Below are 26,784 nucleotides of genomic sequence, written 5' to 3' on the forward strand. Positions count from 1 at the left end.
TTTAAACGAGCATGTTATAATAAAGCTATGGCATATAGTACAGATTTTAAACAACGAGCATTAGATTACATAAAAGAAGAACATAGCCATGTCGAGGCTCATCCAGACGCTTTTTTACGGGAAATTGCGGCACATTTTGATTGTGCTGTCCCTTCAGTATGGGTAGCTTTAAAGCAGATTAAGGTCACTTTAAAAAAAGACGACTAGCTTTAAGGAATAAATACCACCTTATTCACCAGATTTGAATCCTATTGAGCAAGCTTGGGCTATCTTGAAAAAGAAAGTAACGGATTTATTAAGGGAAGTCCCAAATGTTTTTGAATGTTTGGAGTGCTTTTTTAAAACTAAATGACTATAATCACTTTGAAGTCTCAAATCTTAATTTTAAGTTTTCTTTAAGGAAACTATATTATTCTGAAGAACTCTAAAATTTCACAGCATTTATTAGTAATGACTACAGAATTCCTAGTAATTACTAGAAATGGTCCTGTTTCTTTGAATAATAGAACTGCTTAATCCTTCTATTCTAGAAAGGGAGGTCTAGTATTTCTTTTATGATAGGAATAGATTGTGGTATAATAGAGAGAATAAGTTTTTTTAGTAAGACAAAGGAGAAAATAGATGATTTATGCAGGAATTCTCGCTGGTGGAACTGGCACACGCATGGGAATCAGTAACTTGCCAAAACAATTTTTAGAGCTAGCTGATTGACCTATTTTGATTCATACAATTGAAAAATTTCTCTTGGAACCAAGCATTGAAAAATTGTAGTTGGGGTTCATGGAGACTGGGTTTCTCATGCAGAGGATCTTGTAGATAAATATCTGCCTCTTCATAAGGATCGTATCATCATTACAAAAGGTGGAGCTGACCGTAATACGAGTATTGAGAAAATCATTGAAGCCATTGATGCTTATCGTCCGCTTACTCCAGAGGACATCGTTGTTACCCACGATTCTGTTCGTCCATTTATTAGGCTTCGCATGATTCAGGACAATATCAAACTTTGTCAAGATCATGACGCAGTGGACACAGTAGTAGAAGCGGTTGATACTATCGTTGAAAGTACCAATGGTCAATTCATTACAGATATTCCAAATCGTGCTCACCTCTATCAAGGACAAACACCTCAAACATTCCGTTGCAAGGACTTCATGAACCTTTACGGCTCTCTCTCTACTGAAGAGAAGGAAATCTTGACAGATGCATGTAAGATCTTTGTAATCAAAGGAAAAGATGTGGCCTTGGCTAAGGGCGAATACTCAAACTTAAAAATCACAACAGTGACAGATTTGAAGATTGCAAAAAGTATGATTGAGAAAGACTAGTGATATGATTAATCAAATTTATCAACTAACTAAGCCTAAGTTTATCAATGTCAAATACCAGGAAGAGGCTATTGACCAAGAAAATCATATCCTTATCCGTCCCAACTACATGGCTGTCTGTCATGCGGATCAGCGTTACTATCAAGGAAAACGTGATCCAAAGATTTTGAATAAAAAGCTTCCAATGGCAATGATTCACGAGTCATGTGGAACCGTTATTTCTGACCCGACAGGAACCTAGGAGGTAGGGCAAAAAGTTGTTATGATTCTCAATCATCCTCCTATGAAGAGTGATGAAGAATTCTATGAGAACTACATGACAGGGAGCCATTTCTTGTCTAGTGGCTTTGATGACTTTATGCGAGAGTTTGTTTCTCTCCCTAAAGACCGTGTGGTGGCTTATGATGCTATCGAAGATACGGTTGCAGCCATTACAGAGTTTGTAAGTGTCGGTATGCACGCTATGAATCGTCTATTGACTCTTGCTCATAGCAAGCGGGACCGAATCGCCGTTATCGGAGATGGAAGTTTAGCTTTTGTGGTTGCTGATATTATCAACTATACTTTGCCAGAAGCAGAGATTGTGGTTATTGGTCGTCATTGAGAAAAATTGGAACTCTTCTCATTTGCTAAAGAATGTTATATTACTGATAATATTCCTGAAGATTTGGCCTTTGATCATGCTTTTGAGTGTTGTGGTGGGGATGGTACTGGACCAGCTATTAATGACTTGATTCGCTACATTCGTCCTCAGGGAACGATTCTCATGATGGGGGTTAGCGAGTATAAAGTCAATATCAATACACGCGATGCCTTAGAAAAAGGCTTGCTCTTGGTTGGGTCCTCTCGTTCTGGTCGCATTGATTTTGAAAATGCAATCCAAATGATGGAAGTCAAGAAATTTGCTAATCGTCTTAAAAATATCCTTTATCTAGAAGAGCCTGTAAGAGAAATTAAAGATATTCATCGTGTCTTTGCAACCGATTTAAATACAGCCTTTAAAACTGTGTTTAAGTGGGAAGTATAAGTGCTGGAGGTTAATTGTGGAGAAAATCATTAAAGAAAAAATTTCTTCCTTACTTAGTCAAGAAGAGGAAGTCCTCAGTGTTGAACAACTGGGGGGGATGACCAATCAAAACTATTTGGTCAAAACAACAAATAAGCAATACATTGTTAAGTTCTTTGGTAAAGGGACAGAAAAACTGATTAATCGTCAAGATGAAAAGTACAATCTTGAACTACTAAAAGATTTAGACCTAGATGTAAAAAATTATCTTTTTGATATTGATGCAGGTATCAAAGTAAATGAGTATATTGAATCTGCTATTACGCTCGATTCAACTTCAATCAAGACCAAGTTCGATAAAATTGCACCAATTTTACAAACCATCCATGCTTCTGGTAAGGAATTAAGAGGAGAATTTGCTCCTTTTGAAGAAATCAAAAAATACGAATCTTTGATTGAAGAAAAAATCCCTTATGCCAACTATGAAGCTGTTCGAGAAGAAGTCTTCTCTTTAGAGAAAAGACTGGCTGACTTAGGTGTTGACAGAAAATCTTGTCACATCGATTTGGTGCCTGAAAACTTTATCGAATCACCTCAAGGAAGACTTTATCTGATTGACTGGGAATATTCATCAATGAATGATCCAATGTGGGATCTGGCTGCCCTCTTTTTAGAGTCTGAATTCACTCCCCAAGAGGAAGAAGCCTTCTTATCTTACTATGAGAGTGACCAAACACCTGTTTCTCGAGAAAAGATTGCTATTTATAAAATTTTACAAGACGTTATTTGGAGTTTATGGACAGTCTACAAAGAAGAGCAAGGTGCAGATTTTGGTGACTATGGTGTGATTCGTTATCAAAGAGCTGTTAAAGGCTTGTCATATTATGGAGGTTCAGATGAAAAATAAAAATGGAGTTTCCTTCGGTCTACTCTCAGGTGTTTTCTGGGGATTAGGTCTAACGGTTAGTGCTTATATCTTTTCGATTTTTACAGAATTGTCGCCCTTTGTGGTGGCTGCTGCTCACGATTTTTTGAGTATCTTTATCTTACTAGCTTTTCTTTTAGTAAAAGAAGGAAAAGTTCGTCTCTCAATTTTTTTAAATATTCGCAATGTTAGTGTGATCATCGGAGCCTTGCTAGCTGGTCCTATCGGTATGCAGGCCAATCTTTATGCGGTTAAGTATATCGGAAGTTCCTTAGCTTCATCTGTATCGGCTATTTATCCTGCGATTTCAGTTTTATTGGCTTTCTTCTTTTTGAAGCACAAGATTTCAAAAAATACTGTATTTGGAATTGTCTTGATTATTGGAGGAATTATTGCTCAAACTTATAAGGTTGAACAGGTCAATTCCTTCTACATTGGGATTCTCTGTGCATTGGTTTGTGCCATTGCATGGGGAAGTGAGAGTGTTCTTAGCTCCTTTGCCATGGAAAGTGAATTGAGTGAAATCGAAGCCCTCTTGATTCGTCAAGTGACTTCATTCTTGTCCTATCTTGTGATTGTGCTCTTCTCTCATCAGTCCTTTGCAGAAGTAGCCAATGGACAACTGCTAGGTCTCATGATTGTCTTTGCAGCCTTTGATATGATTTCCTACTTGGCTTATTATATCGCTATCAATCGCTTGCAACCAGCCAAGGCTACAGGCTTGAACGTGAGCTATGTAGTTTGGACTGTCTTGTTTGCAGTTGTTTTCTTGGGTGCACCGCTAGATATGCTGACAATTATTACGTCACTTGTCGTCATTGCTGGAGTTTATATTATTATTAAAGAATAAAGGAGATTCGTGTGAAAGCCATCATCTTAGCAGCGGGATTGGGAACTCGCTTGCGTCCTATGACTGAAAATACCCCTAAGGCCTTGGTTCAAGTTAATCAAAAACCCCTGATTGAATACCAAATTGAGTTTCTAAAAGAAAAAGGAATCCATGACATCATCATCATTGTTGGTTACCTTAAAGAACAATTTGATTATTTGAAAGAAAAATACGGAGTTCGTCTCGTTTTCAATGATAAATACGCTGACTACAATAACTTTTACTCTCTCTATCTCGTAAAAGAAGAATTGGCTAACAGCTATGTTATTGATGCCGATAATTATCTCTTTAAAAATATGTTCCGCAATGATTTGACACGTTCGACTTATTTTAGTGTCTATCGTGAAGATTGTACCAACGAATGGTTCTTGGTCTATGGAGATGACTACAAGGTTCAAGACATAACTGTTGATAGCAAGGCTGGTCGCATCCTTAGTGGTGTATCATTCTGGGATGTTCCAACTGCAGAAAAGATTGTCAGCTTTATCGACAAGGCTTATGCAAGTGGTGAATTTGTTGATCTCTACTGGGACAATATGGTTAAGGACAATATCAAAGAGCTAGATGTCTATGTTGAAGAATTAGAAGGCAATAGCATCTATGAGATCGATAGTGTCCAAGACTACCATAAATTAGAAGAAATTCTTAAAAACGAAAATTAAAGATTTCAACATCTGACTGAAATAGTCGGATGTTTTTTTGATTTTTTACGAATAGATAGATGAGTAGAAAAAGAAATGGAGTTATTTATGAAAATCACAAACTATGAAATCTATAAGTTAAAAAAATCAGGTTTGACCAATCAACAGATTTTGAAAGTCCTAGAATACGGTGAAAATGTTGATCAGGAGCTTTTATTGGGTGATATTGCAGATATATCAGGTTGCCGAAATCCAGCTGTTTTTATGGAACGTTATTTTCAGATAGACGATACGCATTTGGAGAAGGAGTTTCAAAAGTTTCCATCTTTCTCTATTTTAGACGACTGTTACCCTTGGGATTTGAGTGAAGTATACGATGCTCCTGTACTTTTATTTTACAAGGGAAATCTTGACCTCTTGAAATTTCCTAAGGTAGCTGTCGTGGGCAGTCGTGCTTGTAGCAAACAGGGAGCTAAGTCAGTTGAAAAAGTCATTCAAGGCTTGGAAAATGAACTGGTTATTGTCAGTGGATTAGCTAAGGGCATTGACACAGCAGCGCATATGGCTGCTCTTCAGAATGGCGGAAAAACTATTGCAGTGATTGGAACAGGGTTGGATGTGTTTTATCCTAAAGCCAACAAACGTTTGCAAGACTATATCGGAAATGACCATCTGCTTCTAAGTGAATATGGGCCTGGTGAACAACCTCTGAAATTTCATTTTCCTGCCCGTAATCGCATCATTGCTGGACTTTGCCGTGGTGTGATTGTCGCAGAGGCTAAGATGCGCTCAGGTAGTCTTATTACCTGTGAGAGGGCAATGGAAGAAGGGCGCGATGTCTTTGCTATTCCTGGTAGCATTTTAGATGGCCTATCAGACGGTTGCCATCATTTGATTCAAGAAGGAGCAAAATTGGTCACCAGTGGGCAAGATGTGCTTGCGGAATTTGAATTTTAAGACGAAATTTTGCTTAATAGACAAACTTTTCTTCCATATATAGGAGCTAAGTCTTGACAGTTATGCCAAAATGGTTTACACTTTATAAAGTTTATTACTTTGAAAAGGTGTGATACTGTGGCTACGGCAACAAAAAAGAAAAAATCAACAGTTAAAAAAAATCTAGTCATCGTGGAGTCGCCTGCTAAGGCGAAAACGATTGAAAAATATCTAGGCAGAAACTACAAGGTTTTAGCTAGTGTCGGGCATATCCGTGATTTGAAGAAATCCAGTATGTCCGTCGATATTGAAAATAATTATGAACCGCAATACATCAATATCCGAGGGAAAGGTCCTCTTATCAATGACTTGAAAAAAGAAGCTAAAAAAGCTCATAAAGTCTTTCTGGCAAGTGACCCGGACCGTGAAGGAGAAGCGATTTCTTGGCATTTGGCTCATATTCTAAACTTAGATGAGAATGATGCCAACCGTGTGGTCTTCAATGAAATCACCAAGGATGCGGTCAAAAATGCTTTTAAAGAACCTCGTAAGATTGATATGGACTTGGTCGATGCCCAACAGGCTCGTCGTGTCCTAGACCGCTTGGTGGGGTACTCGATTTCGCCTATTTTGTGGAAGAAGGTCAAGAAGGGCTTGTCAGCAGGTCGCGTTCAGTCTATTGCGCTTAAGTTAATCATTGATCGTGAGAATGAAATCAATGCCTTTCAGCCTGAAGAATACTGGACCATTGATTCTATCTTTAAAAAGGGAACCAAACAATTTCAGGCCTCCTTCTATGGAGTAGACGGCAAAAAGTTGAAACTGACTAGCAATGATGATGTTAAGGAAGTCTTGTCTCGTCTGACTAGTAAAGACTTTTCAGTGGATCAGGTGGATAAGAAAGAGCGCAAACGCAATGCTCCTTTACCCTATACCACTTCATCTATGCAGATGGATGCGGCTAATAAAATTAACTTCCGTACTCGAAAAACCATGATGGTTGCCCAACAGCTTTATGAAGGGATTAATATTGGTTCTGGTGTTCAAGGTTTGATTACCTATATGCGTACAGATTCGACTCGTATCAGTCCTGTGGCGCAAAATGAAGCAGCAAGTTTCATTACGGATCGTTTTGGTAGCAAGTATTCTAAGCATGGTAGCAAGGTAAAAAATGCATCAGGTGCTCAGGATGCCCATGAGGCTATTCGTCCGTCAAGTGTCTTTAATACACCGGAAAGCATCGCTAAGTATTTAGACAAGGATCAGCTCAAGCTTTATACTCTTATCTGGAATCGTTTTGTAGCGAGTCAGATGACAGCTGCTGTCTTTGATACCATGGCTGTTAAATTGTCTCAAAATGGGGTTCAATTTGCTGCCAATGGTAGTCAGGTTAAGTTTGATGGTTATCTTGCCATTTATAATGATTCTGACAAGAATAAGATGTTACCAGATATGGCTGTTGGAGATGTGGTTAAACAGGTCAATAGCAAACCAGAGCAACATTTCACTCAACCGCCTGCTCGTTATTCTGAAGCGACACTGATCAAGACCTTGGAGGAAAATGGGGTTGGTCGTCCGTCAACCTACGCACCAACCATTGAAACTATTCAGAAACGTTACTATGTTCGCCTTGCAGCCAAACGTTTTGAACCAACAGAGTTGGGAGAAATTGTTAACAAGCTCATCGTTGAATATTTCCCAGATATCGTAAACGTGACCTTTACAGCTGAAATGGAAGGCAAGCTGGATGATGTCGAAGTTGGAAAAGAGCAGTGGCAACGTGTTATTGATGCCTTTTACAAACCATTTTCTAAAGAAGTCGCCAAGGCTGAAGAAGAAATGGAGAAAATCCAGATCAAGGATGAACCAGCTGGATTTGATTGTGAAGTGTGTGGCAGTCCAATGGTTATTAAACTTGGTCGATTTGGTAAGTTCTACGCTTGTAGCAATTTCCCAGATTGTCGTCATACCCAAGCAATCGTGAAAGAAATCGGTGTAGAGTGTCCAAGTTGTCATCAGGGACAAATCATTGAGCGTAAAACAAAACGTAACCGCCTCTTCTATGGTTGCAATCGCTATCCAGAATGTGAATTTACCTCTTGGGACAAGCCTGTTGGTCGTGACTGTCCAAAATGTGGCAACTTCCTCATGGAGAAAAAAGTCCGTGGTGGTGGCAAGCAGGTTGTTTGTAGCAAGGGTGATTACGAGGAAGAAAAGATTAAATAAGAGGAGGAGCCCGAAAGTAAATTTCAGGCTCTTTTTGAGTAAGTGCTTGACAAAATTCACCATTGTATGCGAAACTAGAAGAAGATTATTTTATACTCAATGAAAATCAAAGAGCAAACTAGGAAACTAACCGCAGGTTGCTCAAAGCACTGCTTTGAGGTTGCAGATAAGACCGACGAAGTCAGGAACCATACCTACGTCAAGGCGACGTTGACGCGGTTTGAAGAGATTTTCGAAGAGTATTAACTAGGAGAAGTTATGCGTTTTATCTATCTGATTATTGGTTTTTTATCGCTGGCCTTGGCTATTGTTGGGGTTGTCTTGCCCTTGTTGCCTACAACTCCCTTTCTTTTGCTGTCTATTGCTTGTTTTTCCAGAAGTTCCAAGCGTTTCGAAGACTGGCTTTATCATACCAAGCTCTATCAAGCATATGTAGCTGATTTTCGTGAGACTAAGTCTATTGCGCGTGAACGTAAGAAAAAAATTATCGTATCTATCTACATTTTGATGGGAATTTCAATTTATTTTGCCCCTCTCTTACCTGTCAAAATTGGTCTGGGAGCTTTGACCATCTTTATCACCTATTATCTCTTCAAGGTCATTCCTGACAAAGAATAAAAATAGTAGCTGTTTTCCTTGATATAAATGAAAGCATATTCACAACAATATGATATAATAAATTTAAAGTAATAATCAAGGAGAATCAAATGATTTACGAATTTTGTGCTGAAAATGTGACCTTGCTTGAAAAAGCGATGCAGGCTGGAGCTCGTCGAATCGAACTTTGTGACAATCTAGCAGTTGGTGGGACAACTCCCAGCTATGGAGTGACCAAGGCAGCGGTTGAATTGGCAACTAACCACGATACGACCATCATGACCATGATTCGTCCACGTGGTGGCGACTTTGTCTATAATGACCTAGAAATTGCTATCATGCTAGAAGATATTCGGTTGACTGCTCAGGCTGGAAGTCAAGGAGTTGTATTTGGAGCTTTAACTGCTGATAAGAAGTTGGATAAGTCTAATCTGGAGAAGTTAATTGCTGCATCAACAGGAATGGAAATTGTCTTCCACATGGCCTTTGATGAATTGAGCGATGATGATCAACTGGAAGCCATTGACTGGCTTAGTCAAGCTGGTGTCACTCGAATCCTGACTCGTGCTGGTGTATCTGGTGACTCCTTAGAAAAACGTTTTGCTCACTATCACAGAATTTTGGAGCACGCTAAAGGTAAGATTGAAATTCTACCAGGTGGAGGGATTGACTTGGACAACCGTCAAACCTTTATTGACCAGTTGGGCGTGACACAATTGCACGGAACCAAGGTTGTCTTTTAAAAAATAGAAAGGAACTGCTAGCTTTGGGTAGCAGTTTTCACTTATGTTTGAAATTTTTAAATCCTATCAGTTTAATCAAGAAAAGGCTCGTGTCTATGGTTTTGTAGAAAATAGTGGAGTCTGGACCTATAGTTGCCAGATTTTGCAAGGTGACTTTGTCATGACTGTGTCCGTCACTGCTACTGATGTGTGCTTTCAAGTCTTTGATCAGGAAACCGGTGACCTCTATCCACAAGTTCATATGGGAAGCATGAGGGGAAGTTTTGTCGGAAATGTCCGTGAGGCTTGTCTGGAGATTCTTTACCAAATTCGGAAGGCTTGTTTTGATGTGCAGGATTTTATCTGTCCTCAGACTAAGCGAATCATGACTCAGGTTCAGGAAAAATATGGTAATCAGCTGGAGTATTTGTGGGAGAAATCGCCTGAAACGGCAGTGTTAAGACATGAAGGCAATCAAAAGTGGTATGCCGTCTTGATGAAAATTTCTTGGGATAAGTTGGAAAAGGGCAGAGAAGGACAGGTGGAAGTAGTCAACCTCAAACATGACCAAGTAGCTGATTTGCTTTCAAATAAAGGTATTTATCCAGCCTTTCATATGAACAAACGCTACTGGATTAGTGTGGCGCTTGATGATACTTTATTAGATGAAGAAGTACTGGAATTGATAGAAAGAAGCTGGAATTTAACCTCTAAAAAATGAAATGTTTCAAGATTTTTCAAGAACTTTCAATTAGCGAAATATTCTCTACTGAAGAAATTTTCAGAAAATATTGGATTTTTTCTTGACAAGTGCTTTTGCCTATGCTAAAATACTAAACAAGATATCAAACGAAGGAGAAAGTCAAACATGAAAACAGCTAAGTTTAATCAATTTGCTTTGTTGTTGAGGTACTCGGGCTAGTGCAAAAAGCATTAGTCCTGTTTGGCTTACCAAGCGGGAGTAAATCAACATCTCGCTTGGACTTCTAAGCGAGATGTTTTTTTAAAACCACATTTGGAAAAGGGGAAATTTTATGAGAACAGTTGAATTTCTAGATACCAGCCTTCGGGATGGAGAGCAGACACCTGGTGTTAACTTTTCAATTAAGGAAAAAATTGCCATCGCAAGGCAGCTGGAGAAATGGGGTATTTCAGCCATTGAAGCTGGTTTTCCAGCTGCGAGTCCTGATTCATTCACAGCAGTTCAGGAGATTGCCAAGGTCTTGAAAAAGACGGCGGTGACTGGGTTAGCACGTTCTGTCAAGTCTGATATTGATGCTTGTTACGAGGCTCTCAAGGATGCCAAGTATCCACAGGTTCACGTCTTTATCGCTACTAGTCCGATTCACCGAAAGTATAAGCTCAATAAGAGCAAGGAAGAGATTTTGGAAGCTATTAAGGAGCATGTTTCTTATGCCCGTTCTAAGTTTGAAGTGGTTGAATTCTCTCCAGAGGATGCGACTAGAACAGAGTTGGATTTCCTCTTACAAGTCGTTCAAACAGCGGTGGATGCTGGTGCGTCTTATATCAATATCCCTGATACGGTAGGATTTACAACGCCAGAGGAATACGGAGCTATCTTCAAATACTTGATTGAAAATATCAAGACGGATCGTCAGATTATCTATTCGCCTCACTGTCACGATGACCTCGGAATGGCAGTGGCTAATAGCCTTGCTGCTGTCAAAAATGGGGCAGGACGTGTTGAAGGGACTATCAACGGTATTGGTGAGAGAGCTGGAAATGCTGCCCTTGAAGAAATTGCAGTTGCTCTCAATATTCGCCAAGATTACTATCAAGCAGTAACCAGTATTGTCCTAAATGAAACCATCAATACTTCTGAAATGGTTTCTCGCTTCTCTGGTATTCCAGTTCCTAAAAACAAAGCCGTTGTTGGTGGCAATGCCTTCTCTCACGAATCTGGTATTCACCAAGACGGAGTCCTTAAAAATCCTCTCACTTATGAAATCATTACACCTGAATTGGTTGGTGTTAAGAGTAATAGTCTTCCACTTGGAAAATTATCAGGTCGCCATGCCTTTGTCGAGAAACTAAGAGAATTGGCCCTAGACTTTACAGAAGAGGACATCAAGCCACTCTTTGCTAAGTTTAAGGCATTGGCTGATAAGAAACAAGAAATCACAGATGCAGATATTCGAGCTCTGGTAGCTGGTACAATGGTTGAAAACCCAGAAGGCTTCCACTTTGATGATTTACAACTGCAAACTCATGCGGATAATGACATCGAAGCGCTCGTTAGTCTAGCCAATATGGATGGTGAGAAAGTCGAATTTAATGCGACAGGACAAGGTTCTGTTGAAGCAATCTTTAACGCCATCGACAAGTTCTTTAATCAATCTGTTCGCTTGGTATCCTACACGATTGATGCGGTGACAGATGGAATCGATGCCCAGGCTCGGGTTTTGGTCACTGTTGAAAATAGAGATACAGAAACCATCTTTAATGCAGTAGGACTTGATTTTGATGTGTTGAAGGCTTCAGCTATTGCCTACATCAATGCTAATACCTTTATTCAAAAAGAGAATGCTGGTGAGATGGGACGTAGCGTTTCCTATCGTGACATGCCGAGTGTGTAAAGGAGAATGCTATGACAAAGAAAATAGTAGCTCTAGCAGGGGACGGAATTGGCCCAGAAATCATGGAGGCTGGTTTGGAAGTTCTGGAGGCTCTAGCTGAAAAAACAGGCTTTGATTATGAGATTGATAGGCGCCCTTTTGGAGGTGCAGGTATAGATGCAGCAGGGCATCCCTTACCTGATGAAACCCTCAAGGCAAGCGGGGAAGCAGATGCCATTCTCCTAGCGGCTATCGGTAGTCCTCAGTATGATGGGGCGGTCGTTCGGCCTGAACAAGGCTTACTGGCTCTCCGTAAGGAACTCAATCTCTATGCCAATATTCGCCCAGTCAAAATCTTTGAGAGTCTCAAGCATTTATCACCTCTCAAACCAGAACGAATTGCTGGTGTAGACTTTGTCGTGGTGCGTGAGTTGACAGGTGGAATCTATTTCGGAGATCATATTCTTCGAGAGCGTAAAGCGCGTGATATCAACGACTACAGCTATGAGGAAGTGGAGCGGATTATTCGCAAAGCCTTTGAAATCGCAAGAAGTCGAAGAAAAATCGTTACTAGCATTGATAAGCAAAACGTGTTGGCAACATCAAAACTCTGGCGTAGAGTAGCTGAGGAGGTCGCACAGGATTTCCCAGATGTGACCTTGGAACACCAGCTGGTAGACTCAGCTGCCATGCTTATGATTACCAATCCTGCTAAGTTTGATGTCATCGTGACGGAGAATCTTTTTGGAGATATCTTATCTGATGAATCAAGCGTTCTATCTGGTACGCTTGGAGTTATGCCATCAGCCAGTCATTCTGAAAATGGCCCAAGTCTCTATGAGCCTATTCATGGTTCAGCGCCTGATATTGCAGGTCAAGGAATTGCCAATCCTATTTCCATGATTTTATCAGTAGCCATGATGCTGAGAGATAGTTTTGGACGTTTTGAGGATGCGGAGCGTATCGAGTGTGCTGTTGAGGCAAGTCTAGCGTCTGGTATTTTAACAAGAGATATAGGTGGACAGGCTTCGACCAAGGAAATGACGGAAGCTATTATTGCAAGGTTATGAAGTTAGACGAAAAAATTACTCTAGTCCTTTTGATTTGGAATGTTATAGTTTTCTTGATTTATGGCATTGACAAATCCAAGGCGAGGAGAAGAGCTTGGCGCATCCCTGAGAAAATCTTACTCATTTTAGCCTTTACTTGTGGTGGTTTTGGAGCTTGGTTAGCAGGAGTTACTTTTCACCACAAGACTAGAAAATGGTACTTTAAAACAGTTTGGTTTCTTGGGATGGTGACTACACTAGTAGCCTTATATTTTATTTGGAGGTAATGGATGGCAGGAAAATCGATTTTTGATAAATTATGGAACCGTCATGTCATCACAGGAGAAGAGGGGCAGCCCCAACTCATGTATGTGGATCAGCACTATATCCACGAAGTGACCAGCCCTCAGGCTTTTCAAGGATTGCGAGATGCAGGTCGCAGATTGAGACGACCAGACTTGACATTTGGTACCTTTGACCACAATGTCCCAACGGTTAATATCTACGATATTCGAGATGTCATTTCCAAGGCACAAATTGATAAGCTAGCTGAAAATGTTGAGGAATTTGGAATTGAGCATGCGGCTCACGGTTCTGAAAAACAGGGAATTGTGCACATGGTTGGACCAGAAACAGGACGGACCCAACCAGGAAAATTCATCGTTTGTGGAGACAGCCATACGGCAACCCACGGAGCTTTCGGAGCGATCGCCTTTGGAATTGGAACTAGTGAGGTCGAGCATGTTTTTGCTACCCAAACCCTCTGGCAGGTCAAACCCAAGAAAATGTTGGTAGAATTCACTGGCGTTCCTCAAAAAGGAGTTTATTCCAAGGACTTCATTTTAGCCTTGATTGCCAAGTACGGCGTTGCCTGTGGTGTTGGATATGTGGTGGAATATCGAGGACAGGCTATTGATGCACTGAGCATGGAAGAGCGAATGACCATTTGCAATATGTCCATCGAGTTTGGATCTAAGATGGGAATCATGAATCCGGATCAAACCACCTTTGACTATCTCAAGGGACGGGAATGTGTTCCAGAGGATTTCGAAGAGGCTGTGGCGGATTGGAAAACAATTGTCAGTGATGATGATGCCGTTTATGATAAGGTTATCCGAATGGATGTCTCAGACCTAGCTCCTATGGTTACCTGGGGCACCAATCCTGCTATGGGGGTTGACTTTGATAGTAGTTTCCCAGAAATTAAGGATATGAATGATGAGAGAGCCTACAATTACATGGACTTGGAACCAGGTCAAAAGCCAGCAGATATTGAACTAGGTTATATCTTTATCGGCTCTTGTACCAATGCTCGTCTCAGCGATTTGCAACTGGCTGCGCGATTTGTCAAAGGGAAGAAAATTGCTCCTAATTTAACGGCTATCGTGGTTCCAGGCTCTCGTCCTGTCAAACGAGCTGCTGAGAAGTTGGGCTTAGACAAGGTCTTTCTAGATGCTGGCTTTGAATGGAGAGATCCAGGTTGTTCTATGTGTCTAGGGATGAATCCAGACAAGGTTCCTGATGGTGTTCACTGTGCCTCAACCAGCAATCGAAACTTTGAAGATAGACAGGGATTTGGTGCTAAGACCCATCTCTGCAGTCCAGCCATGGCAGCTGCGGCAGCTATTGCAGGGCGTTTCGTAGATGTTCGGCAAATGCCAGAAGCCCAGTAAGGAGAGGATATGGAGAAATTTACAGTTTATAGGGGAACGACTGTTCCTCTCATGAATGATAACATCGACACTGACCAAATCCTACCCAAGCAGTTTCTCAAGTTAATTGATAAAAAAGGATTTGGTAAGTACCTCATGTATGCTTGGCGTTATTTGGACGATAAGTATACTGAGGATCCAGACTTTGTCTTTAACCGACCTGAATATCGGAAAGCTAGTATTCTCATATCAGGGGATAACTTTGGCGCAGGGTCTTCGAGGGAACACGCAGCTTGGGCTTTAGCGGACTATGGTTTTAAGGTTGTGATTGCAGGATCTTTTGGGGACATTCATTACAATAATGAACTTAATAATGGCATGTTGCCTATTGTTCAGCCCAGAGAGGTTCGAGAGAAACTAGCCCAGCTACAACCGAGTGACCAGGTAACTGTGGACTTGGAACAACAAAAAATCATCTCACCAGTTGGAGAATTCACTTTTGAAATCGATAGCGAATGGAAACACAAGCTCTTAAATGGTTTGGATGATATCGGTATTACTTTGCAGTATGAAGACTTGATTGCTGCTTATGAAAAACAACGACCAGACTACTGGCAGGATTAGAAGAAAAATAGAAAAGGAAATAGAACTATGACAAAACACATTCAATGGAACGGAACACTTTCACAAGAAGGCTATGACATTTTAAAAGGTGAGGGCGGTTGTATCGTTTGCCCTACAAAAGTTGGTTACATCATCATGACTAGCGATAAGGCTGGTCTTGAACGTAAGTTTGAAGCCAAAGAACGTAACCGTAACAAACCAGGTGTTGTTCTCTGTGGTAGCATGGATGAACTTCGCACTTTAGCACAACTCAACCCAGAAATTGAATCCTTCTACCAAAAACATTGGGACGAAGATATTCTTCTTGGTTGTATCCTTCCTTGGAAACCAGAAGCTTTTGAAAAACTCAAAGCATACGGTGATGGTCGTGAAGAACTCATGACTGACGTGCGTGGTACTAGCTGTTTCGTTATCAAGTTCGGGAAAGCTGGTGAACAATTGGCTGCCAAACTTTGGGAAGAAGGCAAGATGGTCTACGCTTCATCTGCAAACCCATCTGGAAAAGGAAATCGTGGTAAGGTAGAAGGAATCGGAGAACGCATCGAAGGGGCAGTGGACCTTGTTATCGAGGCAGACGACTATGTGGCATCAATCCAGCCTGACAAAACGATTGAAACTCGCTACGAGCAAGGTGTGATGGTCTCTATGGTCGATAAAGATGGTAAACTCATCCCAGAACAAGGAGGAGCGCGATCAACTTCACCAGCTCCAGTTGTGATTCGCAAAGGGCTTGACATTGATAAAATCATGATGCACCTGTCAGACACCTTTAACTCATGGGACTACCGTCAGGGAGAGTATTATTAGGATAAAAAGAAGTCTAGTGTAACGAGGGAATAAAGCTTTCTACACTAGACTTTTTCTTTAGAAATTCTTTTCTTTTTCTATAGGATATGATATTCTATATATGAAATATATAGTTTTTTATTCGAACATTATTATAAAAGGAGTACGATTTATGCTGAAAAGAAAAGTTAGTTTAGAAGATTTTTATAAATGGTATAGTCAAAATAAAGAAGAGTTATTAAATAAGGCAACTGCTGGTGAAAAGTTTAATGATAAATTAAAAGAAGAGTTTCTCCAGGAATGGCCTTTGGATAGGATTTTAACAATGTCAATCGATGAATATATAATAGGAAAGGGACAGCAAAATAAGTCTTTGTGCTACGCTCTTGAGAAAGGAAAATACAAAAATCTATTTCTTGGAATTTCTGGTGGCTCAGCTTCAAAATTTGGTATTTATTGGAATAAAAAAACAAACAAATATAAAGATCAAGCTAATAATGAGATTTCAGAGTTGGATCAGCGATTTTCAAAATTAAAATCAGATTTGTATGAAATTATCAAAGAAGGTATTCGTTTTAACTTTGAAAATCCTATTTTTGATATGAAAAGATCAACAAATGAATTTATTGGTCGTTCTGCTATGGTGACAAAACTACTTTGTATCTATTCTGAGGGAGATCCTTTCTTTGGTGTAAATATTAATAGTCAGAAAGAATTTTGGAACCACTTTGTTTCTCAGACAAATCAAGGTGGACCTTATCTGCAAAATCATAAAATAATTGAACTGGTGTCCAAAACTTATCCTGAGTTGGAGCCATCGAAATTAGGAACTATGCTTTTTGAGTATTCTAAGCTTTTTATGGAAAATAAGGAAGACAATAGTACAATGGATTCATCAAACAATTTTCGTCATCAATTAACTCAATCTCTATTAAAGTCTCCAAACCTTATCCTCCGTGGGGCACCAGGTACGGGAAAAACACGCTTAGCCAAAGATATAGCCAAAGAGTTAACAAATGGTAATAAAGATCAAATAGGCTTTGTACAGTTTCACCCATCTTATGACTATACGGATTTTGTAGAGGGTTTAAGACCAGTATCTAATGGAGATGGTACCATTGAGTTTAAACTAGAGGATGGTATTTTTAAGAAGTTCTGTCAGAAAGCGAAAGAAGCTCAGAAAACTGGTGGACAAGATAATTTTGAGGAAACGTGGGCTAAACTAACGGATGCTATCAACGAGAAACAGGGACAATATTTGTTTCCTCGTAGTTCAGTCCCAGCTAGTTTAAATAGCCAAGGGAATGTGAAGTTTGATTCTCCTGTTGCCACTAAAGAAAATGTATATCTTTTATACAAGGGCGAGGAGACTCATCTAAAGCACCAAACTTACCACAAAATTGTTTTGGATCACATGAAAGAAAGTTATGGTTTATGTGATTATGTATCTCCAACAAATGACACAGACAAGAAATTCGTCTTCATCATTGATGAAATCAATCGTGGGGAGATTTCTAAGATTTTTGGAGAACTCTTTTTCTCTATCGACCCTGGTTATCGTGGTGAAAAGGGGAGTGTTTCTACCCAGTATGCTAATTTACATGAGACTGATAAGAAATTTTATATCCCTGAGAATGTCTACATCATCGGAACCATGAATGATATAGACAGATCTGTTGATACCTTCGATTTTGCTATGCGCCGTCGTTTCCGCTTTGTTGAAGTTACGGCTGAAAGTCGACTTCACATTCTAGATGAAGAACTAGGTGAGGATGCAAAAGAAGCTAAAATTCGATTAAGAAACTTGAACGCTGCTATTGAAAATATTCAGGAATTAAACAGTCATTACCATATCGGGCCAAGTTATTTCCTTAACTTGAAGGATGTAGATTTTGACTATGAATTACTCTGGTCTGATTACCTCAAACCGCTTTTGGAAGATTATGTACGTGGTTCTTATGATGAAGCTGAAACTCTTGAAACATTGAAGAAGGCATTTGATCTGACAAAGAATGAGCAAAAAGATCAGGCAGTAGCTGATGACAATGAAGGCGATGAAAACGATGATGCGGATAACCGATAATCAACACAAGATTGTTAAAGAAGAATTTGTTGAAGGCTATCCTAAACTAAGCAATCTTCTTTTAGATAGAACCTTGGAAAGTCTATCCCAAGATGAACGTATTTTTATTTTTCCAAATGATTTGAAAAATTCTCCTGACTTAGAAAAGGAACAAAAAATCTTTGAAACAGTTAATCAGAAAATCAAGACAGGAAATGTAATTGGTTTTCTGGGGTGTGGTCAGGAAAGATTAACAATTTCCTCTCGCTTTTCTGATGAGAGTAATGACTATTTTTTGTATTATCTTTTACAAAAGGTTTTTCATATCAATCTCACTAGTTTAGATGTAGCTTTGTCGAGTGAAGATAAGCTCTATCAACTTTTGATGTATCTCTTCCCTAAGTATCTACAAGCTGCTATTAGAAAAGGTCTTTATAAGGAATACCATCGATTTTCTTATAACGACAGTCATGTTAAGGGAGTGATTGATGTAAGAAACCATCTCAAGAAAAATCTTCCTTTCACGGGAAATATTGCCTATACAACGAGAGAGTTCACCTATGATAATCCCCTCATGCAGTTGATCCGTCACACTATTGAATACATTAAAAAACAGAAAGGCATTGGTCAAGGGGTATTTGATAATCTCTTAACTAGTCGTGAAAACGTAGCTGAAATCGTGCGTGTAACGCCCTCTTATAAACTAGCTGATCGTGCTAAGATTATTCGACGAAATCAATCTAAACTTTTGCGTCATGCATACTTTCACGAGTACAGAAAGTTACAAGAACTTTGTCTGATGATATTAAACCAAGAAAAGCACGGTTTAGGGTATCAAGATCAAAAAATCCATGGTATTCTTTTTGATGTTGCCTGGCTTTGGGAAGAGTATGTTCATACTTTATTGCCAAAAGATTTCATCCATCCACGGAATAAAGAAAAACTAGGTGGTATTTCGGTATTTTCTGTTGGGAAACGGAAAGTATATCCAGATTTTTATCAAGAAGAGCTTAAAATAGTATTAGATGCTAAGTATAAAAAACTGGAATTGACTGAAAAAGGAATCAACCGTGAGGACTTATTCCAGCTGATTTCCTATTCTTATATTTTAGAAGCTGAGAAGGCTGGTCTTGTTTTTCCGAGCAAGGACAAGATTGTTGATAATGAGATAGGAAAGCTAGCAGGTTATGGAGCTTTGTTGAAGAAATGGTCTATCCAAATCCCTCAGAAGTCTTCATCTTATCGTGAATTTTGTGAAATGCTGGAAAACTCCGAAGAAAGTTTTAAAAGGAATATTACTAAAGAAGTGGGGATAAAATAATCTCTCCACTTTTTTGTCTTTGATATAAGTAAAAACCGAACAATATATTTTAATTTATAACATTATTTGACAAAAACTGTACTTTGATTTATAATAAATTAAGGAAACGTCGGAAAAGACGTAGAGATGCGCAAGCATAGGTAGGTCATTATAAAAGAAACGAGACATCGATATGTTAAATGAATTCCCAATTTTTGATTACGAAGATATTCAACTGATTCCAAATAAATGTGTGATTAAAAGTCGTGCAGAAGCGGATACAAGTGTCACTCTAGGAAATCACACCTTTAAACTACCTGTTGTGCCAGCTAATATGCAGACGATTTTGGATGAAAATGTAGCAGAGCAACTGGCTAAAGGAGGTTACTTCTACATTATGCATCGTTTTGATGAGGCAGGACGCATTCCTTTTATTAAGCGTATGCATGAGCAAGGGCTCATTGCTTCTATCTCTGTTGGTGTTAAGGACTATGAGTATGATTTTGTTAGCCATCTCAAGGCTGACGCTCCAGAATACATCACGATTGACATTGCTCATGGTCATGCGGATAGCGTGATTTCTATGATTCAACACATCAAGAAAGAATTGCCAGATACCTTTGTCATTGCTGGAAATGTGGGAACACCAGAAGCTGTGCGTGAATTGGAAAATGCTGGTGCGGATGCTACTAAGGTCGGAATCGGTCCTGGTAAGGTTTGTATCACCAAGGTCAAGACTGGTTTTGGTACAGGTGGTTGGCAGTTGGCTGCTCTACGCTGGTGTGCCAAGGCTGCACGTAAACCGATTATCGCTGATGGAGGAATTCGTACTCACGGAGATATTGCCAAGTCTATCCGTTTCGGTGCCAGCATGGTTATGATTGGTTCCCTCTTTGCAGGACACATCGAAAGTCCAGGGAAAACGATTGAAGTAGACGGTGAACAGTTCAAAGAGTACTACGGTTCAGCCTCACAATATCAAAAAGGTGCTTACAAAAATGTGGAAGGCAAACGTATCTTGCTTCCTGCTAAAGGTCATTTGCAAGACACTTTGACTGAGATGGAACAGGACCTTCAAAGTGCTATTTCATACGCAGGTGGACGTCAGGTTGCCGACCTGAAACACGTTGATTATGTTATCGTGAAAAACTCTATCTGGAATGGGGATGCTTCCCACTAAGACGGGCTATCTCACTAGAAAAAAACTTGTTATTAGAGCAAATTTCTGTTATAATAAAACAAGTTTCCACCCTTAGTGTAATGGATATCACGTAAGATTCCGGTTCTTGAGATGGGGGTTCGATTCCCTCAGGGTGGATGTAAACATCCTAAAAAAGCCTTTAATAGGGCTTTTTCTTATTTGTCCCTAATACTCCATGAAAATCAAAGAGCAAACTAGGAAGCTAGCCGTAGGCTGCTCAAAGCACTGCTTTGAGGTTGTAGATAAGACTGACAAAGTCAGTCACATATATAATCCAAGGCGAAGCTGATGTGGTTTGAAGAAGTATAAAATTGAAAATCATATTCTATAGAATTCCCAAATCCCCTCCTGTCCCGTTTTAAAGTGACTCAGGGGGCTTTTTTTGATATAATAAAAAGGACTGTTGTCAGTTAGAAAGAGGTTGGTATGAAAGAATTACAAACTGTACTAAAGAACCATTTTGCAATCGAATTTGCAGACAAAAATTTACTGGAAACTGCCTTTACTCATACGAGTTATGCCAATGAGCACCGCCTCTTAAAAATTTCACACAATGAACGCTTGGAATTTTTAGGAGACGCTGTTCTACAGTTATTGATTTCAGAATATCTGTATAAAAAATATCCTAAAAAGCCTGAAGGTGACTTGTCCAAACTTCGTGCCATGATTGTCCGCGAGGAGAGTTTGGCTGGTTTTGCGCGTGATTGCCAGTTTGACCAGTTTATCAAGCTGGGAAAAGGGGAAGAAAAGTCTGGGGGTCGCAATCGTGATACCATTCTTGGTGATGCCTTTGAAGCCTTTCTTGGAGCCCTCCTTTTGGACAAGGATGTGACCAAGGTCAAGGAATTTATCTATCAAGTCATGATTCCTAAGGTTGAAGCAGGCGAGTTTGAGATGATTACAGACTACAAAACCCATCTCCAAGAGTTACTTCAGGTCAATGGGGATGTGGCTATTCGTTATCAGGTGATTTCTGAAACAGGACCTGCCCACGATAAGGTTTTTGATGTAGAAGTTCTGGTTGAAGGTAAGAGCATCGGTCAAGGTCAAGGTCGTTCTAAGAAATTAGCAGAGCAGGAAGCTGCCAAAAATGCCGTTGAGAAAGGGCTCGATTCATGTATTTAAAGGAAATCGAAATTCAGGGATTCAAGTCTTTTGCTGACAAGACCAAGGTCGTTTTTGACCAAGGTGTGACGGCAGTCGTTGGACCCAATGGCTCAGGAAAGTCGAATATTACAGAAAGTCTGCGTTGGGCCTTGGGAGAGTCTAGTGTCAAGAGTCTCCGTGGAGGCAAGATGCCGGATGTCATCTTTGCTGGAACAGAAAGTCGCAAACCGCTCAATTATGCTTCTGTAGTTGTGACTCTGGATAATAATGATGGATTTATCAAGGATGCAGGTCAAGAAATTAGGGTGGAACGCCATATCTATCGTAGTGGTGATAGCGAATACAAGATTGACGGTAAGAAAGTCCGTCTGCGTGATATTCATGATCTTTTCTTGGATACTGGCTTGGGACGCGATTCCTTCTCTATTATTTCTCAAGGGAAGGTTGAGGAGATTTTTAATTCCAAGCCTGAAGAACGCCGAGCTATTTTTGAAGAAGCTGCTGGAGTTTTAAAATACAAGACTCGTAGAAAAGAAACTGAGAGTAAACTGCAACAAACTCAGGATAATCTAGACCGTCTTGAAGACATTATCTACGAGTTGGATAATCAAATCAAACCTCTTGAGAAGCAAGCTGAGAATGCTCGTAAGTTTCTAGACTTGGAAGGTCAACGCAAGGCTATTTATTTAGATGTGCTGGTTGCCCAAATCAAGGAAAATAAAGCTGAACTAGACTCGACAGAAGAAGAGTTGGCACAGGTTCAAGAACTCTTGACTAGTTATTACCAAAAGCGTGAACAATTAGAAGAAGAAAATCAAGCTCTTAAAAAGCAACGCCAAGATTTACAGGCTGAAATGGCCAAAGACCAGGGCAGTTTGATGGACTTGACTAGTCTGATTAGTGATTTAGAGAGAAAATTAGCCCTATCAAAATTAGAATCTGAGCAAGTAGCCCTGAATCAACAGGAAGCACAAGCTCGTTTGGCTGCTTTGGAGGATAAGAGAAATTCACTCAGCAAAGAAAAATCTGATAAGGAAAGCTCTTTAGCACTTTTAGAGGAAAATCTAGTCCAAAATAATCAAAAACTCAATCGTTTAGAAGCTGAATTGCTAGCTTTTTCAGATGATCCTGATCAGATGATTGAGCTCTTACGTGAACGCTTTGTGGCCCTTTTACAGGAAGAAGCCGATGTTTCAAACCAGTTGACCCGTATCGAAAACGAGTTGGAAAATAGTCGTCAGCTTTCTCAAAAACAAGCAGATCAACTAGAAAAGCTGAAAGAACAGCTGGCTACAGCTAAAGAGAAGGCTAGTCAGCAAAAGGCGGAGCTTGAAACTGCCAAGGAGCAAGTTCAGAAATTATTGGCCGACTATCAAGCTATTGCCAAGGAGCAAGAGGAGCAGAAAGCTTCCTATCAAACCCAACAAAGTCAACTCTTTGACCGTCTGGATAATCTCAAAAATAAGCAGGCTAGAGCCCAAAGTTTGGAAAATATCCTGAGAAATCATAGTAACTTTTATGCAGGTGTTAAGAGTGTTCTTCAAGAAAAAGACCGCCTTGGTGGGATTATTGGTGCAGTCAGTGAGCATTTGACTTTTGATGTGCATTATCAAACAGCCCTAGAGATTGCGCTTGGAGCAAGCAGTCAGCACATCATTGTAGAAGATGAGAACGCGGCAACTAAGGCTATTGATTTCCTTAAACGAAACAGAGCCGGTCGTGCAACCTTCCTTCCGTTGACAACGATCAAGGCGCGTACGATTTCTAGCCAGAATCAAGATGCTATCGCTACAAGTCCAGGTTTCCTTGGCATGGCAGATGAGTTAGTGACATTCGATACTAGACTGGAATCTATTTTCAAGAATTTGCTAGCTACGACGGCTATCTTTGACACCGTAGAACACGCGCGTGCAGCCGCGCGCCAAGTTCGTTATCAGGTTCGTATGGTGACTTTGGACGGCACAGAGTTGCGCACAGGTGGTTCTTATGCGGGTGGTGCCAATCGCCAAAATAACAGCATTTTCATCAAGCCAGAGCTGGAGCAATTGCAAAAAGAAATTGCTGAAGAAGAAGCAAGCTTGCGTTCAGAAGAGTCGAGTTTGAAGACCTTGCAAGATGAGATGGCTAGATTGACAGAAAGATTAGAAGCCATCAAATCTCAAGGAGAGCAGGCTCGTATTCAGGAGCAAGGCTTGTCCCTCGCTTATCAGCAGACTAGTCAGCAAGTTGAAGAATTGGAAACTCTTTGGAAACTCCAAGAAGAAGAATTAAATCGTCTTTCCGAGGGAGATTGGCAAGCAGACAAGGAAAAATGCCAAGAGCGCCTTGCTACTATAGCCAGTGACAAGCAAAATCTGGAAGCTGAGATTGAAGAGATTAAGTCTAACAAAAACGCCATCCAAGAACGCTATCAAAACTTGCAGGAAGAGGTAGCGCAAGCTCGTCTGCTTAAGACAGAACTGCAAGGGCAAAAACGTTATGAAGTGGCTGACATTGACCGTCTAAGCAAGGAATTGGATAATCTGAATATTGAACAAGAAGAAATCCAGCGTCTTCTCCAAGAAAAGGTTGATAATCTGGAGAAGGTTGATACAGATCTGCTCAATCAACAGGCGGAAGAAGCCAAAATGCAGAAAACAAACCTCCAACAAGGTTTAATTCGCAAGCAGTTTGAGTTGGATGATATTGAAGGTCAACTAGATGATATTGCTAGTCATTTGAATCAGGCTCGCCAGCAGAATGAAGAGTGGATTCGAAAGCAAACACGTGCTGAAGCCAAGAAAGAAAAGGTCAGCGAGCGCTTACGCCATCTGCAAAGTCAATTAACAGACCAATACCAGATTAGCTATACTGAAGCCCTAGAAAAGGCGCATGAGTTGGAAAATCTCAATCTGGCAGAGCAGGAAGTTAAGGATTTAGAGAAGGCTATACGCTCACTGGGGCCTGTCAACTTGGAAGCTATTGACCAGTATGAAGAAGTGCACAACCGTCTGGACTTTCTAAATAGTCAGCGAGATGATATTTTGTCAGCGAAAAATCTGCTCCTTGAAACCATTACAGAGATGAATGATGAGGTCAAGGAACGCTTTAAATCAACCTTTGAAGCTATTCGTGAGTCCTTTAAAGTGACCTTCAAGCAGATGTTTGGTGGAGGTCAGGCAGATTTGATTTTGACTGAAGGAGACTTGCTGACAGCTGGGGTTGAGATTTCTGTTCAACCTCCAGGTAAGAAAATCCAGTCTCTTAATCTGATGAGTGGTGGTGAAAAAGCTCTATCGGCTCTTGCCTTGCTCTTCTCGATTATCCGTGTTAAGACTATCCCATTTGTTATTTTGGATGAGGTGGAAGCTGCGCTGGATGAAGCTAATGTTAAACGTTTTGGGGATTACCTCAATCGATTTGACAAGGATAGCCAGTTTATAGTTGTGACCCACCGTAAGGGAACCATGGCAGCGGCTGATTCTATCTATGGAGTGACCATGCAAGAATCAGGTGTCTCAAAAATTGTTTCGGTTAAGTTAAAAGATTTAGAAAGTATTGAAGGATGACAATTAAACTAGTAGCAACGGATATGGACGGAACCTTCCTAGATGGAAATGGTTGCTTTGATATGGATCGCCTCAAGTCTCTCTTGGCTTCCTATAAGGAAAAAGGGATTTACTTTGCAGTGGCTTCAGGACGTGGATTTCTATCTCTAGAAAAATTATTTGCTGCTGTTCGTGATGACATTATTTTCATTGCAGAAAATGGCAGTTTGGTAGAGTATCAAGGTCAAGACTTGTATGAAGCGACCATGTCTCGTGACTTTTATCTGGCGACTTTTGAAAAGCTGAAAACTTCACCCTATGTAGATGTCAATAAACTGCTTTTGACGGGTAAGAAGGGTTCATATGTTCTAGATACGGTTGATGAGACCTATTTAAAAGAGAGCCAGCATTATAATGAAAATATCCAAAAAGTAACGAGTTTGGAAGATATCACAGATGACATTTTCAAATTTACAACCAACTTCACAGAAGAAACTCTGGAAGCTGGGGAAGCTTGGGTCAATGAACATGTACCTGGTGTTAAGGCTATGACAACTGGTTTTGAATCCATTGATATTGTTCTGGACTATGTCGATAAGGGAGTGGCTATTGTTGAATTAGCTAAAAAACTTGGTATCACAATGGATCAGGTTATGGCTTTTGGAGACAATCTAAATGACTTGCATATGATGCAGGTTGTGGGACATCCTGTAGCTCCTGAAAATGCACGACCAGAAATTTTAGAATTAGCAGAGACTGTGATTGGTCACCATAAGGACCAGTCGGTTATAGCTTATATGGAGGACTTATAATGGCAGATATAAAATTGATTGCATTGGACTTGGATGGAACCTTGCTGACTACTGATAAAAGGCTGACGGATCGCACCAAGGCAACCTTGAAAGCTGCGCGTGATCGTGGTATCAAGGTCGTATTGACAACTGGTCGCCCTTTAAAAGCCATGGATTTCTTTCTCCATGAGCTAGGGACTGACGGTCAGGAAGATGAGTATACCATTACTTTTAATGGTGGTTTGGTTCAGAAAAATACAGGTGAAATCCTTGATAAGACAGTCTTTTCATATGATGATGTGGCACGCTTGTATGAGGAAACAGAGAAATTATCACTGCCTCTTGATGCCATTTCAGAAGGAACTGTTTATCAAATCCAATCTGACCAAGAAAGTCTTTATGCCAAATTCAATCCAGCTTTGACTTTTGTTCCAGTGGACTTTGAAGACTTGTCTAGTCAAATGACCTATAATAAATGCGTGACTGCCTTTGCTCAAGAAACCTTGGATGCAGCCATTCAGAAGATTTCTCCAGAATTATTTGACCAATATGAAATCTTTAAATCACGTGAAATGTTGCTAGAGTGGTCACCAAAGAATGTTCATAAAGCAACCGGTTTGGCCAAACTAATCAGTCATCTTGGAATCGACCAAAGTCAAGTCATGGCCTGTGGTGATGAAGCTAATGACCTTTCTATGATTGAATGGGCAGGGCTCGGTATTGCCATGCAAAATGCTGTTCCTGAAGTCAAGGCAGTCGCAAATGTAGTGACTCCAATGACCAATGATGAAGAGGCTGTCGCCTGGGCTATCGAAGAATATGTGCTAAAGGAGAACTAA

Annotated in this window: 21 protein-coding genes, 1 tRNA gene and 5 pseudogenes; all 27 read left to right on the top strand. The window is 40.2% G+C overall.

From position 1 onward, the window contains the following. Positions 1 to 27: 27 nt before the first annotated feature. The 27 genes and pseudogenes from GEZ84_RS00885 (at position 28) to GEZ84_RS01010 (ending at position 26,784) form a co-directional block, all read left to right on the top strand. Positions 28 to 207, top strand: coding sequence for an IS630 transposase-related protein (locus tag GEZ84_RS00885; protein ID WP_153222923.1), 180 nt, complete (start codon positions 28 to 30; stop codon positions 205 to 207). Between the two features lie 13 nt (positions 208 to 220). Continuing rightward, positions 221 to 352 (top strand): annotated as a pseudogene (locus tag GEZ84_RS00890) (transposase); the annotation flags it as partial. Between the two features lie 362 nt (positions 353 to 714). Then, a pseudogene (locus GEZ84_RS00895) lies at positions 715 to 1,328 on the top strand (D-ribitol-5-phosphate cytidylyltransferase). A gap of 4 nt (positions 1,329 to 1,332) precedes the next feature. Then, positions 1,333 to 2,355 (top strand): annotated as a pseudogene (locus GEZ84_RS00900) (ribitol-5-phosphate dehydrogenase). A 16-nt stretch (positions 2,356 to 2,371) separates the two neighbouring features. After that, positions 2,372 to 3,241, top strand: a complete 870-nt coding sequence (locus tag GEZ84_RS00905; protein WP_319946399.1) for a phosphotransferase family protein — start codon at positions 2,372 to 2,374, stop codon at positions 3,239 to 3,241. Continuing rightward, the gene (locus GEZ84_RS00910; protein ID WP_125451316.1) at positions 3,231 to 4,109 is read left to right on the top strand and encodes a DMT family transporter; all 879 of its coding nucleotides are present in this window, start codon (positions 3,231 to 3,233) and stop codon (positions 4,107 to 4,109) included. The genes GEZ84_RS00905 and GEZ84_RS00910 overlap by 11 nt, the downstream gene beginning before the upstream one ends. Positions 4,110 to 4,120: 11 nt before the next feature. Next, positions 4,121 to 4,810 (top strand): sugar phosphate nucleotidyltransferase, encoded by a 690-nt coding sequence (locus GEZ84_RS00915; protein WP_319946400.1) that lies wholly within the window; start codon positions 4,121 to 4,123, stop codon positions 4,808 to 4,810. Positions 4,811 to 4,897: 87 nt separating this feature from the next. Continuing rightward, positions 4,898 to 5,746: a DNA-processing protein DprA gene (gene dprA, locus GEZ84_RS00920; protein ID WP_153222925.1), complete on the top strand. Its 849-nt coding sequence runs from the start codon at positions 4,898 to 4,900 to the stop codon at positions 5,744 to 5,746. A 117-nt stretch (positions 5,747 to 5,863) separates the two neighbouring features. Then, positions 5,864 to 7,951, top strand: coding sequence for a type I DNA topoisomerase (gene topA, locus GEZ84_RS00925; protein WP_319946401.1), 2,088 nt, complete (start codon positions 5,864 to 5,866; stop codon positions 7,949 to 7,951). Between the two features lie 258 nt (positions 7,952 to 8,209). Continuing rightward, positions 8,210 to 8,569: a YbaN family protein gene (locus GEZ84_RS00930; RefSeq protein WP_084929549.1), complete on the top strand. Its 360-nt coding sequence runs from the start codon at positions 8,210 to 8,212 to the stop codon at positions 8,567 to 8,569. 89 nt (positions 8,570 to 8,658) lie between these two features. Then, the gene (locus GEZ84_RS00935; protein ID WP_153222927.1) at positions 8,659 to 9,291 is read left to right on the top strand and encodes a copper homeostasis protein CutC; all 633 of its coding nucleotides are present in this window, start codon (positions 8,659 to 8,661) and stop codon (positions 9,289 to 9,291) included. 43 nt (positions 9,292 to 9,334) lie between these two features. Beyond that, the gene (locus GEZ84_RS00940) at positions 9,335 to 9,991 is read left to right on the top strand and encodes an MmcQ/YjbR family DNA-binding protein (protein WP_153222928.1); all 657 of its coding nucleotides are present in this window, start codon (positions 9,335 to 9,337) and stop codon (positions 9,989 to 9,991) included. A 313-nt stretch (positions 9,992 to 10,304) separates the two neighbouring features. Continuing rightward, the gene (locus GEZ84_RS00945; protein ID WP_153222929.1) at positions 10,305 to 11,867 is read left to right on the top strand and encodes a 2-isopropylmalate synthase; all 1,563 of its coding nucleotides are present in this window, start codon (positions 10,305 to 10,307) and stop codon (positions 11,865 to 11,867) included. An 11-nt stretch (positions 11,868 to 11,878) separates the two neighbouring features. Further along, positions 11,879 to 12,916, top strand: coding sequence for a 3-isopropylmalate dehydrogenase (gene leuB, locus GEZ84_RS00950; protein WP_153222930.1), 1,038 nt, complete (start codon positions 11,879 to 11,881; stop codon positions 12,914 to 12,916). After that, the gene (locus GEZ84_RS00955; protein ID WP_153222931.1) at positions 12,913 to 13,182 is read left to right on the top strand and encodes a DUF1294 domain-containing protein; all 270 of its coding nucleotides are present in this window, start codon (positions 12,913 to 12,915) and stop codon (positions 13,180 to 13,182) included. The genes leuB and GEZ84_RS00955 overlap by 4 nt, the downstream gene beginning before the upstream one ends. 3 nt (positions 13,183 to 13,185) lie before the next feature. Beyond that, entirely contained in the window at positions 13,186 to 14,568 is a 1,383-nt protein-coding gene (gene leuC, locus GEZ84_RS00960; RefSeq protein WP_153222932.1) for a 3-isopropylmalate dehydratase large subunit, read from the top strand. 9 nt (positions 14,569 to 14,577) lie between these two features. Beyond that, positions 14,578 to 15,171, top strand: a complete 594-nt coding sequence (leuD, locus tag GEZ84_RS00965) for a 3-isopropylmalate dehydratase small subunit (protein WP_153222933.1) — start codon at positions 14,578 to 14,580, stop codon at positions 15,169 to 15,171. A 27-nt stretch (positions 15,172 to 15,198) separates the two neighbouring features. Then, positions 15,199 to 15,978: an L-threonylcarbamoyladenylate synthase gene (locus GEZ84_RS00970; protein ID WP_153222934.1), complete on the top strand. Its 780-nt coding sequence runs from the start codon at positions 15,199 to 15,201 to the stop codon at positions 15,976 to 15,978. Positions 15,979 to 16,129: 151 nt separating this feature from the next. Beyond that, positions 16,130 to 17,174 (top strand): annotated as a pseudogene (locus tag GEZ84_RS11105) (AAA family ATPase); the annotation flags it as partial. Positions 17,175 to 17,386: 212 nt separating this feature from the next. Beyond that, positions 17,387 to 18,040 (top strand): annotated as a pseudogene (locus tag GEZ84_RS11110) (AAA family ATPase); the annotation flags it as partial. After that, a complete protein-coding gene (locus GEZ84_RS00980; protein WP_194252002.1) occupies positions 18,021 to 19,340 on the top strand; it encodes an McrC family protein in 1,320 nt (439 codons plus the stop codon). The pseudogene GEZ84_RS11110 and the gene GEZ84_RS00980, both read left to right, overlap by 20 nt. A gap of 172 nt (positions 19,341 to 19,512) precedes the next feature. Next, a complete protein-coding gene (locus tag GEZ84_RS00985) occupies positions 19,513 to 20,499 on the top strand; it encodes a GMP reductase (RefSeq protein ID WP_153222937.1) in 987 nt (328 codons plus the stop codon). Positions 20,500 to 20,565: 66 nt separating this feature from the next. After that, a tRNA-Arg gene (locus GEZ84_RS00990) sits at positions 20,566 to 20,637 on the top strand. A gap of 309 nt (positions 20,638 to 20,946) precedes the next feature. Next, positions 20,947 to 21,645, top strand: a complete 699-nt coding sequence (rnc, locus tag GEZ84_RS00995; RefSeq protein ID WP_000661493.1) for a ribonuclease III — start codon at positions 20,947 to 20,949, stop codon at positions 21,643 to 21,645. Beyond that, positions 21,636 to 25,175, top strand: coding sequence for a chromosome segregation protein SMC (smc, locus tag GEZ84_RS01000; RefSeq protein ID WP_153222938.1), 3,540 nt, complete (start codon positions 21,636 to 21,638; stop codon positions 25,173 to 25,175). Before rnc ends, smc begins: the two co-directional genes overlap by 10 nt. After that, positions 25,172 to 25,966: a Cof-type HAD-IIB family hydrolase gene (locus GEZ84_RS01005; RefSeq protein ID WP_153222939.1), complete on the top strand. Its 795-nt coding sequence runs from the start codon at positions 25,172 to 25,174 to the stop codon at positions 25,964 to 25,966. Before smc ends, GEZ84_RS01005 begins: the two co-directional genes overlap by 4 nt. Then, on the top strand, positions 25,966 to 26,784 hold the full coding sequence (locus tag GEZ84_RS01010) for a Cof-type HAD-IIB family hydrolase (protein ID WP_153222940.1): 819 nt from the start codon (positions 25,966 to 25,968) through the stop codon (positions 26,782 to 26,784). Before GEZ84_RS01005 ends, GEZ84_RS01010 begins: the two co-directional genes overlap by 1 nt.

This window comes from Streptococcus mitis, from assembly GCF_009496155.1.
Lineage (GTDB): Bacteria > Bacillota > Bacilli > Lactobacillales > Streptococcaceae > Streptococcus > Streptococcus mitis_BQ.